This is a genomic window from Streptomyces sp. NPDC006332 (genome assembly GCF_040612855.1).
Lineage (GTDB): Bacteria > Actinomycetota > Actinomycetes > Streptomycetales > Streptomycetaceae > Streptomyces.
Map to the genome: position 1 here is coordinate 50262 of NZ_JBEXRA010000036.1, position 16330 is coordinate 66591.

Below are 16330 nucleotides of genomic sequence, written 5' to 3' on the forward strand. Positions count from 1 at the left end.
CCAGAAAATCACGTGCGTTGTTGAACGGGGGACCGTGTAGCGGGCCGCCGCTCGGGCAGGTCTCCGATCATGGACGGGAGTCCAAGCGCGGCTCCCACGACCCACTGAGGAGCGGCATGGACATCGGAGTCTTCATCCCCATCGGCAACAACGGCTGGCTCATCTCGAAGAGCTCCCCGCAGTACCTGCCCACCTTCGAGCTGAACAAGGCCGTCGTACAGAAGGCCGAGGAACACGGATTCGACTTCGCCCTCTCGATGATCAAACTCAAGGGCTTCGGCGGCGACACGGAGTTCTGGGACCACTGCCTGGAGTCGTTCACCCTGATGGCAGGCCTGGCCGCGGTGACCGAGCGGATCAAGCTGTACGCCTCCACCCCGATCCTCGCGCTGCCGCCGGCGATCGTCGCGCGCATGGCGGCCACGGTCGACTCCATCGCCCCCGGTCGCTTCGGCGTCAACATCGTCACCGGCTGGGCGCCCGGCGAGTACTCGCAGATGGGCCTGTGGCCCGGGGACGAGCACTTCGGCAACCGCTACGCCCGGGCCGTCGAGTACGTCACCGTGATGAAGGACCTCTGGAGCCAGGGCGTCAGCAACTTCAAGGGCGACTTCTACGAGATGGACGACTGCGTGCTGTCCCCGCGACCGGAGAACGGGCACATCGACATCGTCGCCGCCGGGCAGAGCAGCACCGGGATGCGGTTCGCCGCCGAGCACGCCGACTACAACTTCATCCTGGGCAGCGGCGTCAACACCCCGCTCGCCTTCTCCGACACAACGGCGGCCCTCGTCGATGAGACGCGCGCGACCGGCCGCGACGTGGGTGCGCTGTCGCTGTTCATGGTCGTCGCCGACGAGACCGACGAGGCCGCCCGCGCGAAGTGGCAGGACTACCACGACAACGCCGACCGCGCGGCACTGGCGTACATGGCGGGGGAGTCGGCCACGGACACGTCGTCCGACGGCTCGTCCACCGCGCGGACCATCTCGCTGCCCGAGGGCGCCGTGAACTTCAACATGGGCACGCTCGTCGGCTCGTACGAGACCGTCGCGGGAATGCTCGACGAGATCGCCGAAGTCCCCGGCACGAAGGGGATCATGCTGGTCTTCGACGACTTCCTCGAAGGGCTGGAGAACTTCGGCACGCGCATCCAGCCGCTGATGAGGTCCCGGTCGGGACGGCCCGCCGCCGCCTGAACCTCAGGTTGTCCACAGGGCGACCGAAGCCACGTCCGGCACCGCCTACCCTTGTCACATGAGCAGCAGCGACCGGAGCCAGGCAGTGGACGTGAAGACATACGAGGTGCGCACCTACGGGTGCCAGATGAACGTCCACGATTCCGAGCGATTGTCCGGACTGCTCGAAGACGCCGGTTATGTACGCGCCCCCGAGGGGTCGGACGGCGACGCGGACGTTGTGGTCTTCAACACCTGCGCGGTGCGGGAGAACGCGGACAACCGCCTGTACGGCAACCTCGGCCGCCTCGCGCCGCGGAAGGCCTCACGACCCGGCATGCAGATCGCGGTCGGCGGTTGTCTGGCGCAGAAGGACCGCGACACCATCGTGAAGAAGGCGCCCTGGGTGGACGTCGTCTTCGGCACGCACAACATCGGCAAGCTGCCGGTCCTGCTGGAGCGCGCCCGCGTCCAGGAGGAGGCGCAGGTCGAGATCGCCGAGTCCCTGGAGGCGTTCCCGTCCACCCTGCCGACGCGGCGTGAGAGCGCGTACGCCGCCTGGGTGTCGATCTCCGTCGGCTGCAACAACACCTGCACCTTCTGCATCGTCCCGGCCCTGCGCGGCAAGGAGAAGGACCGCCGCCCGGGCGACGTTCTCGCCGAGGTGGAGGCACTGGTCGCCGAGGGCGTCAGCGAGATCACCCTGCTCGGCCAGAACGTCAACGCGTACGGCTCCGACATCGGCGACCGCGAGGCCTTCAGCAAGCTGCTGCGGGCCTGCGGGACCATCGAGGGCCTGGAGCGCGTCCGCTTCACCTCCCCGCACCCGCGCGACTTCACCGACGACGTCATCTCCGCCATGGCCGAGACGCCGAACGTGATGCCGCAGCTGCACATGCCCCTGCAGTCCGGTTCGGACACGGTCCTGAAGTCGATGCGCCGCTCCTACCGCCAGGACCGCTACCTGGGGATCATCGAGAAGGTGCGCGCCGCCATCCCGCACGCGGCGATCACCACCGACATCATCGTGGGCTTCCCCGGCGAGACCGAGGAGGACTTCGAGCAGACGCTGCACGTCGTGCGCGAGGCCCGGTTCACGCAGGCGTTCACCTTCCAGTACTCCAAGCGGCCCGGCACCCCGGCCGCGACCATGGACCACCAGATCCCCAAGGAGGTCGTCCAGGCGCGCTACGAGCGCCTCGTCGCCCTTCAGGAGGAGATCTCCTGGGACGAGAACAAGAAGCAGGTCGGCCGCACCCTCGACCTCATGGTCGCCGAGGGCGAGGGCCGCAAGGACGGCGCCACCCACCGCCTCTCCGGCCGCGCCCCCGACAACCGCCTGGTCCACTTCACCAAGCCCGACCAGCACGTCCGCCCCGGCGACGTCGTCACGGTCGAGATCACCTACGCCGCCCCGCACCACCTCCTCGCCGAGGGCGCCGTCCTCGGCGTGCGTCGTACCCGCGCGGGCGACGCGTGGGAGAAGCGCAACGCGGAGCAGGCCGCCAAGCCGGCGGGTGTGCTGCTCGGCCTCCCGAAGATCGGGGTACCGGCTCCGCTGCCGGTCGCGGCGGGCAGCGGCTGCGGCTGCGACTGACCGGCACCGGCCGGACGTACTGACCGCCTACCGACCGCGTACGCTGCCGATCATGCTTGTCGCCGCCGCAGTCTGCCCCTGCCCGCCCCTCCTGGTGCCCTGCATCGCCGCTGGAGCCGCGTCCGAGCTGGACTCCGCGCGTGCCGCGTGCACGGACGCGCTCGGCGTTCTCGCCGCCGCCCGGCCGGACCGGCTCGTCGTCGTCGGTCCCGCCGACGAGAGCGGACGCGGACCGTACCCGCAGGGCGCACGGGGGTCGTTCCGGGGATTCGGCGTGGACCTGGGCGTACGCCTGGGGGCGGCCGAGGGCGTGGCGGAGAGCGTGGCCGAGCGTGACGGAAGCGCCGACGAAGACGCGCTTCCGCCCTCGCTCGCGGTGGCCGCGTGGTTGCTGGAGCGCACCGGGTGGACCCACGCCCCGATCGAGGGACTCGGCGTGGGGGAACCTCTCGCGCCCGAGCGGTGTATCCAGGTCGGACGGGACATCGTCGCCGGGGACGAACGGGTGGCGCTGCTGGTGATGGGCGACGCCAGCGCCTGCCGCACGCTCAAGGCCCCCGGGTATCTCGACGAGCGCGCGGCGCCCTTCGACGCGGAGGTCGCGCGTGCGCTGGGCACGGCGGACGTGGCGGCCCTGGAAAGGTTGGACGCCGACCTGGCGTACGAACTGAAGGCCTCCGGCCGGGCCCCCTGGCAGGTCCTGGCGGGCGCGGCCGAGGGTGCGGGACTCGGCGGCACCCTGCTGTACGACGACGCGCCGTACGGCGTGGGGTACGTGGTCGCCACCTGGTCGTGACGCCGAGGGGCGCCGGGGCGAGGTCGCGCTGGAAGGGCCGGCGGTGAGGCTCCCCGGGACGGCAGCTCCCCGGGCGTTCGCCGAACGGGTCGCACAAGGAGCCGGACGTGCCGGACGGCCGGGAACGTGGCGCTCCGCGGCCGTCCGTCGATATGCCGTGCCGTCAGGACGTCGGCGGCGGCGCGGCGGGCGGCGGTGAATCGGACGGCGGCGAGCCCGGAGGCGTGCCGCTGTCGCCGCCCGGGTCACTGCCTGTGCCTGTGCCCGTGCCGGTAGCGGCACCCGTGTCGCCCGGGTCCGTGCCGTCCTTGTGCGCGATGCGGTCCATGGCGCCCTTGGCCTTGCCCGTGCCGGCCTGGATCTTGCCGCTGTACTTGCCCTTGGTCTTCTCGTCGACGACCTTCGCCGCCTTGTCGAGACCGCGCTCGACCTTGTCCCCGTGCTGCTGCGCGAGGCCCGAGACCTTGTCCTTGGCGGGGCTGAGCCTGGCCTTCAAGTTGTCCAGGAGACCCATGGTCCACCTTCCCTGGTGGGCGATTACGTGCGGGCGCTTTCCCCGGCCCCGCTGTCGGCTACCTCCTCGGCGGACTGCTGCTTGGGGATCTCGACGCCGTCGCCCGCGGCGTCCTCGGTGGACGGCGTCGCCGTTTCCTCCACCGCGTCCTCAGTCCTGGTGTCCGCCTCGACCTCGTTCTCGGACGACCCCTTCACCTCCGCCGCCTCCTGAGCCGCGGGCTCGGCCGTCGAAGCGTCGGCCCGTGCCTCGGCGGTTGCGGCCTCCTCCGTGGTCTTCGACCTCCGAAAAAGTCGTGCGAAAACGCCCATATCCACTCCATATGTTACTCGTGCGGGCGAAATCCCGCGTCGTCCGGTGCGTCCGATTGCGCCGCCCGGGTCGCCGCCTCTGCGATCGGGCGGCGGAAGACCTCGCAACTGGGAACGACCTTGGCCCCGTACCGTCACGTAACTCGTTCGAGGCCACCGGTCGAGGTTTGCGAGACTGGGGCGGTGAGAAGCGCACCCCCCGCACCCCGCGTCATCGCCGTCGTCGGACCGACCGCGGCCGGAAAGTCCGATCTTGGCGTCTTCCTGGCCCAGCGGCTCGGCGGCGAGGTCGTCAACGCCGACTCCATGCAGCTCTACCGAGGGATGGACATCGGTACCGCCAAGCTGACGTCCGAGGAGCGCGCGGGCGTACCGCACCACCTCCTGGACATCTGGGACGTGACGGCCACCGCGTCCGTCGCCGAGTACCAGAGGCTGGCGCGTGCCCGGATCGACGCCCTGCTCGACGAGGGCCGTTGGCCGATCCTGGTCGGCGGTTCCGGCCTGTACGTCCGAGGGGCCGTCGACAACCTGGAGTTCCCCGGCACCGACCCAGACGTCAGGGCCCGGCTCGAGGACGAACTGGTGCTGCGCGGCTCCGGCGCGCTGCACGCCCGCCTGTCCGCCGCCGACCCGGAGGCCGCGAACGCGATCCTGCCCAGCAACGGCCGCCGTATCGTCCGGGCTCTCGAGGTGATCGAGATCACCGGTCGCCCCTTCACCGCCAACCTCCCCGGCCACGACTCCGTCTACGACACCATCCAGATCGGCGTGGACGTGGCCCGCCCGGAACTCGACGAGCGCATCGCGCGCCGGGTCGACCGGATGTGGGAGGCCGGCCTCGTGGAGGAGGTGCGCGCGTTGGAGGCGCAGGGGTTGCGTGAGGGGCGTACGGCGTCGCGCGCGCTCGGCTACCAGCAGGTGCTCGCGGCGCTCGCCGGGGAGTGCACCCTGGAGGAAGCGCGGGCCGAGACGATTCGTGCCACCAAGCGCTTCGCGCGCCGTCAGGATTCATGGTTCAGGCGCGATCCGCGGGTGCACTGGTTGAGTGGGGCTGCGGCGGATCTCACAGAACTTCCGCAGGTCGCGCTGGCGTTGGTCGAACGACCGGTTACAGCCTGATCACGTCATGGCATCGGGACGCTCCGGCCGTCATCGCGGCCTGTGGTGCCGTGCCATCATCGAGCTTCGATCGACCAAGTGGAGTCCAAGTTGGGAGGGCGCGTGGCGATGGAGGCCAGCCCTCGCGACACCGCACAAAGCACCGAACACCGCACTGCGGCGAGCGGTGAACCGGAGCACGACGAGGGCCGTCTGAGCTCCGACGGACCTGACGAGGTACCGGACGGAGTGACTGCCGACGGTCCGGAGCCGGAGGAGATGTTCCCGGGCGGCCCGGAGGTCGAGGTCGAGCTCCGTCCGCAGCGTCGGCTGCGCATCTGGCAGCTCGCGCCCATCGTGAGTCTCGCCGCGGTGGGGTCCCTGATGTTCGCCTTCCCGCTCGCCTTCGACTTCGGCGACAGCGGTGCCGTGATTGCCATGCTGGGACTGCTGATCTGCTCCTGTGCGGCCGGCTGGGGCATGATGGCCGCCCGCCGCGTGGGTTACACGTGGCCCGGGCTGCCGCAGCGCGGTTCCAGCCGCCGACCGGACTGGCGCGTGGTGATCGCCTACGTCGTGCTGGTCGCCGCCGTGGTGGTGCTGGCCGTCTGGCGGGTGGCCCGACTGCGCTGATCCGCGCGCGGGGAGCTGTCGTACCCACCCCGTACGATCGAGGAATGAGCACGCGGATCGCCTTCCTCAAGGGGCACGGCACGGAGAACGACTTCGTGATCGTCCCGGACCCCGAGAACACCGTCGACCTGTCCCCGGCCGCTGTCGCCGCGCTGTGCGACCGCCGCGCCGGTGTCGGCGGCGACGGACTGCTGCACGTCGTGCGGTCCGCCGCGCACCCCGAGGCGAAGGACATGGCGTCCGAGGCGAAGTGGTTCATGGACTACCGCAACGGCGACGGCTCGATCGCGGAGATGTGCGGCAACGGCGTGCGGGTCTTCGCGCGCTACCTGCAGCGCGCCGGACACGCCGGGGAGGGTGATCTCGCGATCGCCACCCGCGGAGGGGTCAAGACCGTGCACCTCGCCAAGGACGGTGACGTCACGGTCGGCATGGGCAAGGCGCTGCTCCCCGACGGGGACGTCACGGTCAGCGTCGGCGAGCGCGCCTGGCCGGCGCGGAACGTGAACATGGGCAACCCGCACGCGGTCGCCTTCGTGGACGACCTCGCGCACGCGGGTGACCTGTACTCCCCGCCGCCGTTCAGCCCGGCCGCCGCCTTTCCGGACGGAGTCAACATCGAGTTCGTGGTCGACCGCGGGCCCCGGCACGTCGCCCTGCGGGTGTACGAGCGCGGCGCCGGGGAGACCCGCTCGTGCGGCACGGGCGCGTGCGCCGTCGCCGTGGCCGCCGCCCGCAGGGACGGCGTCGACCCGGCCGTCACCGGCACTCCGACGACGTACACCGTCGACGTGCCGGGCGGCACCCTGGTGATCACCGAACGGGTTGACGGCGAGATCGAGATGACCGGCCCCGCCGTGATCGTCGCCGAAGGGGAGATTGACGTGGAGTGGATGGGAAGCGCGCTTCACTGACCGATTGGGGTCACAAGATGCGCAATCGTAAACCTATATTCCTTCGCTCGAATGGGTGATCCGTTTCACGCTCGACGAGAGGAGGTCAGTCGGCCGTGATGGGCTCGGTAGCATCAAGCACCGGCCCGGACGGGGGACCGATGCGATCCCCTGAGCCGCGTCAGCTCTGGGGCACCCGTCCGCCGGTCCACAGCCGGAGGTGCCCATGAGTGCAGAGGCCACGAACCCTGCGAGCCCGGGCCCGGTGGTGACATCGGGTCCGGCCACAGCGGATCCCGCCCTGCCCACGGCGCCCCGCAGGAAGGCCCGGGCCCGGATCGACCTGCGCCGACTGGGCCGGGCCGCGCTGCTCGGCCCCGCCGCCCGTGACCGGCTGCCGGACGCCATCGGCCATGTGGCCGAGGTGCATCGCGCCCACCACCCCGACGCCGACCTCGAACTCCTGCGCCGCGCCTACGTCCTGGCCGAGTCCTCGCACCGTGGCCAGATGCGCAAGAGCGGTGAGCCCTACATCACGCACCCGCTCGCGGTGACCCTGATCCTTGCCGAACTCGGAGCCGAGACCACCACCCTGACGGCGTCACTCCTCCACGACACCGTCGAGGACACCGACGTGACGCTCGATCAGGTCCGCGAGCAATTCGGTGAGGAGGTCCGCTTCCTCGTCGACGGCGTGACCAAACTGGAGAAGGTCGACTACGGCGCCGCCGCCGAGCCCGAGACCTTCCGCAAGATGCTCGTCGCCACCGGCAACGACGTCCGCGTGATGTCGATCAAACTCGCCGACCGACTGCACAACATGCGCACCCTCGGTGTGATGCGTCCGGAGAAACAGGCCCGCATCGCCAAGGTCACCCGGGACGTCCTCATCCCGCTCGCCGAACGGCTCGGTGTGCAGGCGCTCAAGACCGAACTGGAAGACCTGGTCTTCGCGATCCTGCACCCCGAGGAGTACGCGCACACCCGGGAGTTGATCGTCGCCAACGCCTCCCGCGCGGACGACCCGCTCGCCGAGACGGCCGACGCGGTACGGACGGTTCTGCGCGACGCCGGCATCCAGGCCGAAGTCCTCATCCGGCCACGGCACTTCGTCTCGGTGCACCGCGTGGCCCGCAAACGCGGCCGGCTGCGTGGCGCCGACTTCGGCCGCCTGCTCGTGCTCGTGAACGAGGACGCCGACTGCTACGGCGTCCTGGGCGAACTGCACACCTGCCTGACGCCCGTGGTCTCGGAGTTCAAGGACTTCATCGCCGTACCGAAGTTCAACCTCTACCAGTCGCTGCACACCGCGGTGGCCCGCCCCCGCAGCGGTGCGGACACGTCCGGAAGCGCCCCCACGGGCGGGCAGATGATCGAAGTCCTCATCCGTACCCACCAGATGCACAAGGTCGCCGAGGCCGGCGTCATCGCGCTCGGCAACCCCTACGCCCTTCCTCCGGAGGAACAGGCCGTCGCCGGAGACGGTGAGCGCGTCGACCCGACCCGGCCCGGCTGGCTCTCCCGCCTCCTCGACTGGCAGGAGGCCGCCCCCGACCCGGACACCTTCTGGTCCACGCTCCGTGAGGACCTCGCGCAGGACCGTGAGATCACCGTCTTCCGCCCCGACGGCAAAACCCTGGGGCTGCCCGACGGCGCGACCTGTGTGGACGCCGCGTACGCGCAGTACGGCGAGGACGCGCACGCGTGCATCGGCGCCCGCGTGAACGGCCGCCTGGCGACCTTGAGCACGGTGCTGCGGGACGGCGACACCGTCCAGCTCCTCATGGGCCAGGACCCGGCCTCCGAGCCCTCCAGGGAGTGGCTGGAGCACGCGCACACCCCTGCCGCCCGGATCGCCATCCAGCGGTGGATCGCGACACATCCGGTGCCCGCCGCGGCACCGGAGGACGAGCAGACGCAGGTCCTCCAGGCCTCCGAGGCAGCCTTCAGGCCCGCCGCCGACAGCCTTGCCCCACGGAACACCGCCCGGAACGCCTCCCGCGCCCCCGCCGATCGTCTGGCTGCCGCGCAGGCCGACGAGGCGGGCCCGACAGCCCGCCTCGCCGCGAACGCCGTAGTCGACCAGCCCGGCGCGAGCGTTCGGCTCGCCGGCTGTTGTACGCCCGTGCCGCCCGACGAGGTGACCGGCTTCGCCGTGCGAGGGGGCGCGGTGACCGTCCACCGCGTGGAGTGCCCCGCGGTGGAGCGCATGAAGCTCGCGGGGCGCCCGGAGGTCGGCGTGCGCTGGGGGGACGCCACGGAGTGCCGGGTGACCCTGTTCGCTGAATCGTTCGGCCGCCCGCATCTGCTCGCGGACCTCACTGAAGCGATGGCCGTGGAGGGCGCGGAGATCGTCTCGGCGACCGTCGAACCCCCGAGCCGGCAGCGCGTCCGCCACACCTACACCGTCCAGCTCCCGGACGCGGCCCACCTGCCGGCCCTGATGCGGGCCATGCGCAACGTGCCCGGCGTCTACGACGTGAGCCGGGCACAGCCCCAGGCGCTGGAGGACTGACTGCTGCACGACCGGGCCGAGGGGGCCTGAGTCACCCGCCGCACCCGATCGGGTGGGGCGGTCGCGCGCCGCCGCCGTAGCGCACGTGCGCGCTGGTAGCGGTGGTGCATGCTGCTGACCCCCCGCACCCCGGCCCCCCGGGCCCGCCGCCGGAGCCTACGCCGCCTCAAGGCGGTGGCACTGATCGCCTCCGCCGTCGGCCTCGTGGCCGCGAGCGCCCCCGCCGCCCCGCTCGGCGTCGGCGACCGCCTCTTCCCGTACCTGGGCAACCCCGGGTACGACGTGGCGTCGTACGACCTGTCCTTCGCCTATCCCGGCACCAACCGCGAGCCGCTACAGGCGGTCACCACGATCGATGCGCGGACGACGACCTCACTGGACCGCGTGAACCTCGACTTCGCGCACGGCCAGGTCGAATCGGTCGACGTCGACGGACAGCCGGCGGCCTTCACGAGCGCCGGCGAGGACCTGGTCGTCACGCCCGAGACACCCCGGCCGGAGGGGAGCTGGATGCGCATCACCGTCCGGCACACCAGCGACCCGGTGTCGGCGGAGGGCCGCGACGGCGGCTGGCTGCGCACGGCGGACGGTCTCGCCATGGCCAACCAGGCCGATGCCGCCCACCTGGTGTTCCCCTGCAACGACCACCCCTCCGACAAGGCCATGTTCACCATCCGGGTCATCGTGCCCGAGGGCTACACAGCGGTGGCGAACGGCCTGGCCGCCGGTGTCGCACGGACCGGTCGGGCGACGACCTGGACGTACCGGACACGGCACCCCATGGCCACCGAGCTCGCACAGGTCTCCATCGGCCGTTCCACCGTGCTGAGCCGCGTCGGCCCGCACAACCTGCCGGTCCGCGACGTCGTGCCGACCAAGGACCGGACCGCACTCGAACCGTGGCTGAAGAAGACCCCCGACCAGATCGCGTGGATGGAGGGCAAGGTCGGGCCGTACCCCTTCGAGACATACGGCCTGCTCATGGCCAAGGCCGACACCGGTTTCGAGCTGGAGACGCAGACCCTCTCCCTCTTCGAGCGGGATCTGTTCACCGAACCCGGCTACCCCGAGTGGTACGTCGATTCGATCATGGTGCACGAGCTGGCCCACCAGTGGTTCGGCGACAGTGTCAGCCCGCGCACCTGGTCCGACCTGTGGCTCAACGAGGGGCACGCGACCTGGTACGAGGCTCTGTACGCGGAGGAGAAGGCGGGCCAGTCGTTGGAGGCCCGTATGAAGGACGCCTACCGCGCATCCGACCGCTGGCGCGCGGCCGGCGGGCCCCCGGCGGCCCCCGAGGCGCCCGAACCCGGCCAGAAGATCGGCATCTTCCGCCCGAACGTCTACGACGGTTCCGCACTCGTCCTGTACGCCCTGCGCCAGGAGATCGGCCGACCGGCCTTCGAACAACTGGAACGCCTCTGGGTGAGCGGCCACCAGGACGACGTGGCGAGCACCGAGGACTTCGTGCGCCTCGCCTCCCAGGTCTCCGGCCGGGACCTCGGCGCGTTCCTCCAGCCCTGGCTCTACGGCGAGAAGACCCCGCCCATGCCCGGCCACCCGGACTGGAAGTCGTCCGCGCCCCAGCGCGCGGACGCCAAATAAGCCAGTGACGAGACGGGCCGTGCCGTGCGACCATCGTCAGGTCGGCGCGGCACGGGGCACGGGAATCTCCCGGGGCACTCGTGCGTTGTGAGTGGTGACGCAGCAGCTCAGAAGCTCCGCTTCCGCTCTGCCGCCGCACTGTCGGAATCCCCAACGACGTAAGGACCCAATGACCTCCTCTTCATCTTCTTCCCAGGACAACCAGCGCCTCGCGGATGCCTATCACGAAGGTCTTCGGGCCGATGCCCTGATGGAAGAGGACGTCGCCTGGAGCCACGAGACCGACGGAGAGCGGGACGGCGACCAGTTCGACCGCTCCGAGCGCGCGGCACTGCGCCGCGTCGCGGGCCTCTCCACCGAACTCGAGGACGTCACCGAGGTCGAGTACCGACAGCTCCGCCTGGAGCGGGTCGTGCTCGTCGGCGTCTGGACCTCGGGGACCGCGCAGGAGGCGGACAACTCCCTCGCGGAGCTCGCCGCCCTCGCGGAGACAGCGGGCGCGCTGGTGCTCGACGGCGTGATCCAGCGCCGGGACAAGCCCGACGCGGCCACCTACATCGGTTCCGGCAAGGCACACGAGCTGCGCGACATCGTGCTCGAAACGGGCGCCGACACCGTCATCTGTGACGGTGAACTCAGCCCGGGCCAGCTCATCCACCTCGAAGACGTCGTCAAGGTCAAGGTCATCGACCGTACGGCCCTGATCCTCGACATCTTCGCCCAGCACGCCAAGTCCCGAGAGGGCAAGGCACAGGTCGCGCTCGCCCAGATGCAGTACATGCTGCCGAGGCTGCGAGGCTGGGGCCAGTCGCTGTCCCGTCAGATGGGCGGCGGCAAGGGCGGCGGCCTCGCCACCCGTGGTCCCGGTGAGACCAAGATCGAAACGGACCGGCGTCGGATCCGCGAGAAGATGGCGAAGATGCGCCGGGAGATCGCGGACATGAAGACCGGCCGCGAGATCAAGCGCCAGGAACGCAAGCGTCACAAGGTGCCGTCGGTCGCCATCGCGGGCTACACCAACGCCGGCAAGTCCTCGCTGCTCAACCGTCTCACGGGCGCGGGCGTCCTGGTCGAGAACGCTCTGTTCGCGACCCTCGACCCGACCGTGCGCCGGGCAGAGACCCCGAGCGGCCGGCTGTACACGCTGGCTGACACGGTCGGCTTTGTACGGCACCTGCCGCACCACCTGGTCGAGGCGTTCCGCTCCACCATGGAGGAGGTCGGCGAGTCCGACCTGATCCTGCACGTGGTGGACGGTTCGCACCCTGACCCGGAGGAGCAGCTGGCCGCCGTGCGTGAGGTGATCAGGGACGTCGGTGCCACCGGCGTGCCCGAGATCGTGGTGATCAACAAGGCGGACGCGGCCGATCCGCTGACGCTTCAGCGACTGATGCGGATCGAGAAGCGTTCCATCGCGGTCTCGGCCCGTACCGGCCGGGGCATCGACGAACTGCTCGCGCTGATCGACGTCGAACTGCCGCGACCGTCGGTCGAGGTCGAGGCGCTCGTGCCGTACACGCAGGGCAAGCTGGTCGCCCGCGCGCACGACGAGGGTGAGGTGATCTCCGCGGAGCACACCCCGGAGGGCACGCTGCTCAAGGCGCGGGTGCACGAGGAACTCGCGGCGGATCTCGCGCCGTATGTTCCGGCGCCGCTCGCCTGAGGGCGCAGCTGCGAAAAGGGCTCGTGGAAGCTCGGAAGGCCCGCTCCTGCTTGTCGCAGGGGCGGGCCTTCCCGTGCGCACCCGCACCGACCGCCGTAGCTCTTGCTCAGCTTTTCCGTGGCTCCCGGACCCCCGCCGCCGTACGAGGTCTGCCTCGAGATGGTGGACCGGCCCGCCGACCGGCCCACCCAGTGGTCACCGGCCCGCGAACTTCTTGCTGACCGAGTCGTACACGCCCTTGGCCACCTCACCCAGACGCGGACCGGCCAGCCAGCCGGCGGTCGCCGGGCCGATCGAGGTGTTGGAGACCAGCGCGGGCTTGCCGTCCGAGCCCGTCGCGACCCAGCCGCCGCCGGACGAACCGCCCGTCATGGTGCAGCCGATCCGGTACATCGTCGGGTCCGCCTTGCTGATCGACAACCGTCCCGGCTTGTCCTGGCACTGGTACAGGGTCTCCCCGTCGAACGGCGCAGCCGCCGGATAGCCCGTCGCCGTGATGCTGTCGACCTTGGTCACCGCCGGCGCGTCGAAGTCCACCGGAAGCGCCGAGCCGACCGTCTCCTCCAGGGACTTGCCGTTGCTGCCCGCTTCCGGGGTCACATGAATGACCGCGAAGTCGTACGAGGCGCCGTCACCGCCCGTAGCGCCACCCTGCTCGATCCACTGATCCGAGGTCTGCGCCCAGTCACCCCACCAGACCCCGTACGGAGCGACCTCCTTCTGCGTGGCGTTCCGCAGTTCCGCTCCCGACCTGGCCGAGTCGTTGTACGACGGCACGAACGCGATGTTGCGATACCAGCCGCCGTTCTTGCCGGCGTGCACACAGTGGCCCGCCGTCCACACCGTGTTGGACTTGCCGGGATGTGCCGGGTCCTCCACGACCGTCGCCGAGCAGACCATCGTGCCTTCGGGGGAGTCGAAGAACACCTTGCCCGCCTCGGGCGCGTTGGCATGGTACGTAGGCGATACGGCCTTCGCGTCCACCGGCGCGGGCGTCGGGTCGGTCACGCCCTGGTCACCGGAGAGATCGCCGGCGTCGACGGCCTTGTCCGGTTCATCGGCGTCCCGCATCCGATCCGGATTCCACAGGCCCTTGATGATCGGGTTGATGTATTCGTCGGCCTCGCGCAACCAGTCGTCCTTGTCCCAGTTCTTCCAGGCGCCGTTCTTCCACTTGTCGATGTCGATCCCGTGCTCTTTGAGCTTGTCCCTGATGTTGTCCGGGATGGTGATCTTGCCGTCGCCCTGGGACGCGGCGGAGGAGGTGGCCCCGCCGCCCGCTTCGGCATCGCCCGAGTCGCAGGCCGTGGCGGTGAGCGCGAGCGCCGACACGAGTGCGACGGCAGCCAGCACGGGGGAGGTGGTGCGGCGCCCGTTCCTCCTCCGCTGAGCGGTGACCGACGTTTTTATGGATCGCATGTCTGTACTTCCCCCTGAGTGGACGAACGTGGTGCTCTGGCCGTGAAGCGCGGGCTGGACTGCCGATCTCACACTGATCTCACAGCAAGTTCACGCCGGTCTCACGGACTTCAAGAACGGCCTCACACGATATGCGCTCGCTGTAGGTGACTTCCCCCGGAACAGCAACGGTTCCGTCACGGCAATGATCTTGAGGCAACCCGTAACCCCATCTGCGGCCCGGGGTTGGTAGCGGTGGGGGCTTGCGGCCGATTGGTGTCGGCTCGGTCCCTGCGCCCGATTCCCGGAGATTTCGAGTCGAGGCTCGCGGGGGGTTCGTATGTCGGGACGGGCGCGGACGTGAGGAAGCGCACGCCCCTGGACAGCGGGAGGACGGGGAGAACCGTGACCGAGACTGCGCCCGGGGAGACCACCGCGGAGACACGGACAACGGCCGCAATGACCGACAGCGGTGCCGCCGTGGCCTTCGGAGTTGCCACCGCCGATACGTACACAGGTGCCGTCAGGGATGGGCCGGGAAGCGGTCTCGTCGGACACGAGAGCATCCCGAGGCGTCAGTCGGCGCGCGAGTCGGCGGCCCGGACCTACGCGCGCGCCCTGCCCGTCGTCCCGGTACGGGCGCGCGGGCTGACCATCGAGGGCGCGGACGGCCACCGTTACCTGGACTGTCTCTCCGGCGGGGGGACCCTCGTCCTCGGGCACAACCATCCCGTTGTCCTGGAGGCGATCCGCAAGGTCCTCGACTCGGGCGCGCCCCTGCACGCCCACGACCTGGCGACCCCGGCCCAGGACGCCTTCACCGCCGAACTGTTCCGCACACTGCCGCCCGAACTCGCGCGCCGCGCGCGGGTGCGGTTCTGCGGGCCGGCCGAAACGAACGCGGTGGAAGCAGCCTTCGAGCTGGTCCGCGCCGCCACCGGCCGCGGCGGCCTGCTCGCCTTCACCGGTGCCTCGCACGGCGCGATGGCAGGCGCGGCGTTCGACACACTCGGGGGCGCCCGCGACGCATGGTCCGTGCCTCTGCCCTATCCGCAGGACTACCGGTGCCCCTTCGGTCTCGGCGGCACTCGCGGCGCCGAACTCGCAGCACGGTGGACCGAGTCCGCCCTGGGCGACCCCGAGTCACGCACACCGCTGCCGGCCGGGATGATCCTCGAACCCGTGCAGGACGAGGGCGGGGTGATCACCGCCCCCGATGAATGGATGCGCCGCATGCGGCAGATCACCGCCGCACGGTCTGTCCCTCTGATCGCCGACGAGATCCAGACCGGCGTCGGTCGCACCGGAGCCTTCTGGGCGGTGGAACACAGCGGTGTCACCCCCGATGTGCTGATCCTCGCCAAGGCCATCGGCGGCAGCCTGCCCCTGGCCGTCATGGTCTACCGCGACGATCTCGACGTCGTGGAACCCGGCGCCCGTACACACACGTTCCGCGGCAACCAACTCGCCATGGCCGCGGGAACGGCCACCTTGGCCTATGTCCGCGAACACCGCCTCGCCGAACGCGCGGCCACCCTGGGCTCTCACATGCTGACGCAACTCCGGGAGCTGGACCGGGATTTCGCGGTGATCGGTGAGGTGCGGGGACGAGGGCTGATGATCGGCGTGGAGATGGTGGACGTGGCAGGGGCGGTGGAGCAGTCGGAACTGGACAGGGTCGCGGCCACCGGTGGCGGGGCCTGGCTGGAGTCGGCGACGGATCCGGCTCGCGGGCCCAGGCCCGCCGCACCCGCACTCGCGAGCGCTGTCCAGCGGGAGTGCCTGCGGCGCGGTCTGATCGTCGGACTCGGCGGTCGCCACGGGAACGTCGTACGGCTGCTTCCCCCGCTGACCATCAGCGACGAACAGGCGACAGCGGTCCTGGACAGACTGGCCGACGCGGTGGAGGCGGTGGCCCGCGGTCACGCACTCGGCCACAAGCAACGCCAGGGGTGACGGGGCCGGTGCGCGGACAGTCCGCAGGTGCTGCCCAGCGGGCTCGTGCACCCACGTGTTCCGGGGCCTGAGCCTGCTGAGGCCCCTTCACGCCCGCACGATGTCGATTCGTCCTTGCCGCACGAGCCGGAACCCACAGAGGAACACGCCTTGAACGTCAGCTCCGCCCC

13 protein-coding genes are annotated in these 16330 nt (G+C 70.5%); 10 read left to right on the forward strand and 3 right to left on the reverse strand.

Features of this window, described 5'->3' with window-relative positions; all coding sequences use genetic code 11:
* The first annotated feature begins 116 nt into the window (after window positions 1-116).
* From rutA to ABZ027_RS28295, 3 genes are read left to right on the forward strand one after another with little or no spacing between them, the layout of a single operon-like run.
* Window positions 117-1199, forward strand: coding sequence for a pyrimidine utilization protein A (gene rutA, locus ABZ027_RS28285; RefSeq protein WP_356773200.1), 1083 nt, complete (start codon window positions 117-119; stop codon window positions 1197-1199).
* Between the two features lie 58 nt (window positions 1200-1257).
* Window positions 1258-2775: a tRNA (N6-isopentenyl adenosine(37)-C2)-methylthiotransferase MiaB gene (miaB, locus tag ABZ027_RS28290; protein ID WP_356773202.1), complete on the forward strand. Its 1518-nt coding sequence runs from the start codon at window positions 1258-1260 to the stop codon at window positions 2773-2775.
* A 52-nt stretch (window positions 2776-2827) separates the two neighbouring features.
* Window positions 2828-3571: a class III extradiol dioxygenase subunit B-like domain-containing protein gene (locus tag ABZ027_RS28295; RefSeq protein ID WP_356773204.1), complete on the forward strand. Its 744-nt coding sequence runs from the start codon at window positions 2828-2830 to the stop codon at window positions 3569-3571.
* 163 nt (window positions 3572-3734) lie between these two features.
* Here the strand turns inward: ABZ027_RS28295 and ABZ027_RS28300 are convergent, their stop codons facing one another.
* Both ABZ027_RS28300 and ABZ027_RS28305 read right to left on the reverse strand, forming a co-directional pair.
* Window positions 3735-4085: an antitoxin gene (locus ABZ027_RS28300; RefSeq protein WP_356773206.1), complete on the reverse strand. Its 351-nt coding sequence runs from the start codon at window positions 4083-4085 to the stop codon at window positions 3735-3737.
* Window positions 4086-4108: 23 nt separating this feature from the next.
* A complete protein-coding gene (locus ABZ027_RS28305; protein WP_356773208.1) occupies window positions 4109-4396 on the reverse strand; it encodes a hypothetical protein in 288 nt (95 codons plus the stop codon).
* 183 nt (window positions 4397-4579) lie between these two features.
* Between ABZ027_RS28305 and miaA the strand changes: the two genes are divergently transcribed.
* From miaA to hflX, 6 genes are all read left to right on the forward strand, one after another.
* Window positions 4580-5518, forward strand: a complete 939-nt coding sequence (gene miaA, locus ABZ027_RS28310; protein ID WP_356773210.1) for a tRNA (adenosine(37)-N6)-dimethylallyltransferase MiaA — start codon at window positions 4580-4582, stop codon at window positions 5516-5518.
* A 108-nt stretch (window positions 5519-5626) separates the two neighbouring features.
* Window positions 5627-6130 (forward strand): hypothetical protein, encoded by a 504-nt coding sequence (locus ABZ027_RS28315; protein WP_356773211.1) that lies wholly within the window; start codon window positions 5627-5629, stop codon window positions 6128-6130.
* A gap of 44 nt (window positions 6131-6174) precedes the next feature.
* Entirely contained in the window at window positions 6175-7044 is an 870-nt protein-coding gene (gene dapF / locus ABZ027_RS28320; protein WP_356773213.1) for a diaminopimelate epimerase, read from the forward strand.
* Between the two features lie 205 nt (window positions 7045-7249).
* The gene (locus tag ABZ027_RS28325) at window positions 7250-9538 is read left to right on the forward strand and encodes an HD domain-containing protein (RefSeq protein WP_356773215.1); all 2289 of its coding nucleotides are present in this window, start codon (window positions 7250-7252) and stop codon (window positions 9536-9538) included.
* Between the two features lie 108 nt (window positions 9539-9646).
* Complete coding sequence (locus tag ABZ027_RS28330; protein WP_356773217.1) at window positions 9647-11143, forward strand: M1 family metallopeptidase; 1497 nt, start codon at window positions 9647-9649, stop codon at window positions 11141-11143.
* A gap of 169 nt (window positions 11144-11312) precedes the next feature.
* Window positions 11313-12806 carry a GTPase HflX gene (hflX, locus tag ABZ027_RS28335; RefSeq protein ID WP_356773219.1) on the forward strand — a complete coding sequence of 498 codons (1494 nt, stop codon included), beginning with the start codon at window positions 11313-11315 and terminating at the stop codon, window positions 12804-12806.
* A 195-nt stretch (window positions 12807-13001) separates the two neighbouring features.
* Here hflX and ABZ027_RS28340 read toward each other — a convergent pair whose 3' ends face one another.
* Window positions 13002-14225, reverse strand: a complete 1224-nt coding sequence (locus tag ABZ027_RS28340) for a hypothetical protein (RefSeq protein ID WP_356773221.1) — start codon at window positions 14223-14225, stop codon at window positions 13002-13004.
* A 438-nt stretch (window positions 14226-14663) separates the two neighbouring features.
* On the opposite strand from ABZ027_RS28340, the gene ABZ027_RS28345 reads away from it, so the two are divergent.
* The gene (locus ABZ027_RS28345; protein ID WP_356773223.1) at window positions 14664-16160 is read left to right on the forward strand and encodes an aminotransferase class III-fold pyridoxal phosphate-dependent enzyme; all 1497 of its coding nucleotides are present in this window, start codon (window positions 14664-14666) and stop codon (window positions 16158-16160) included.
* Window positions 16161-16330: the final 170 nt, after the last annotated feature.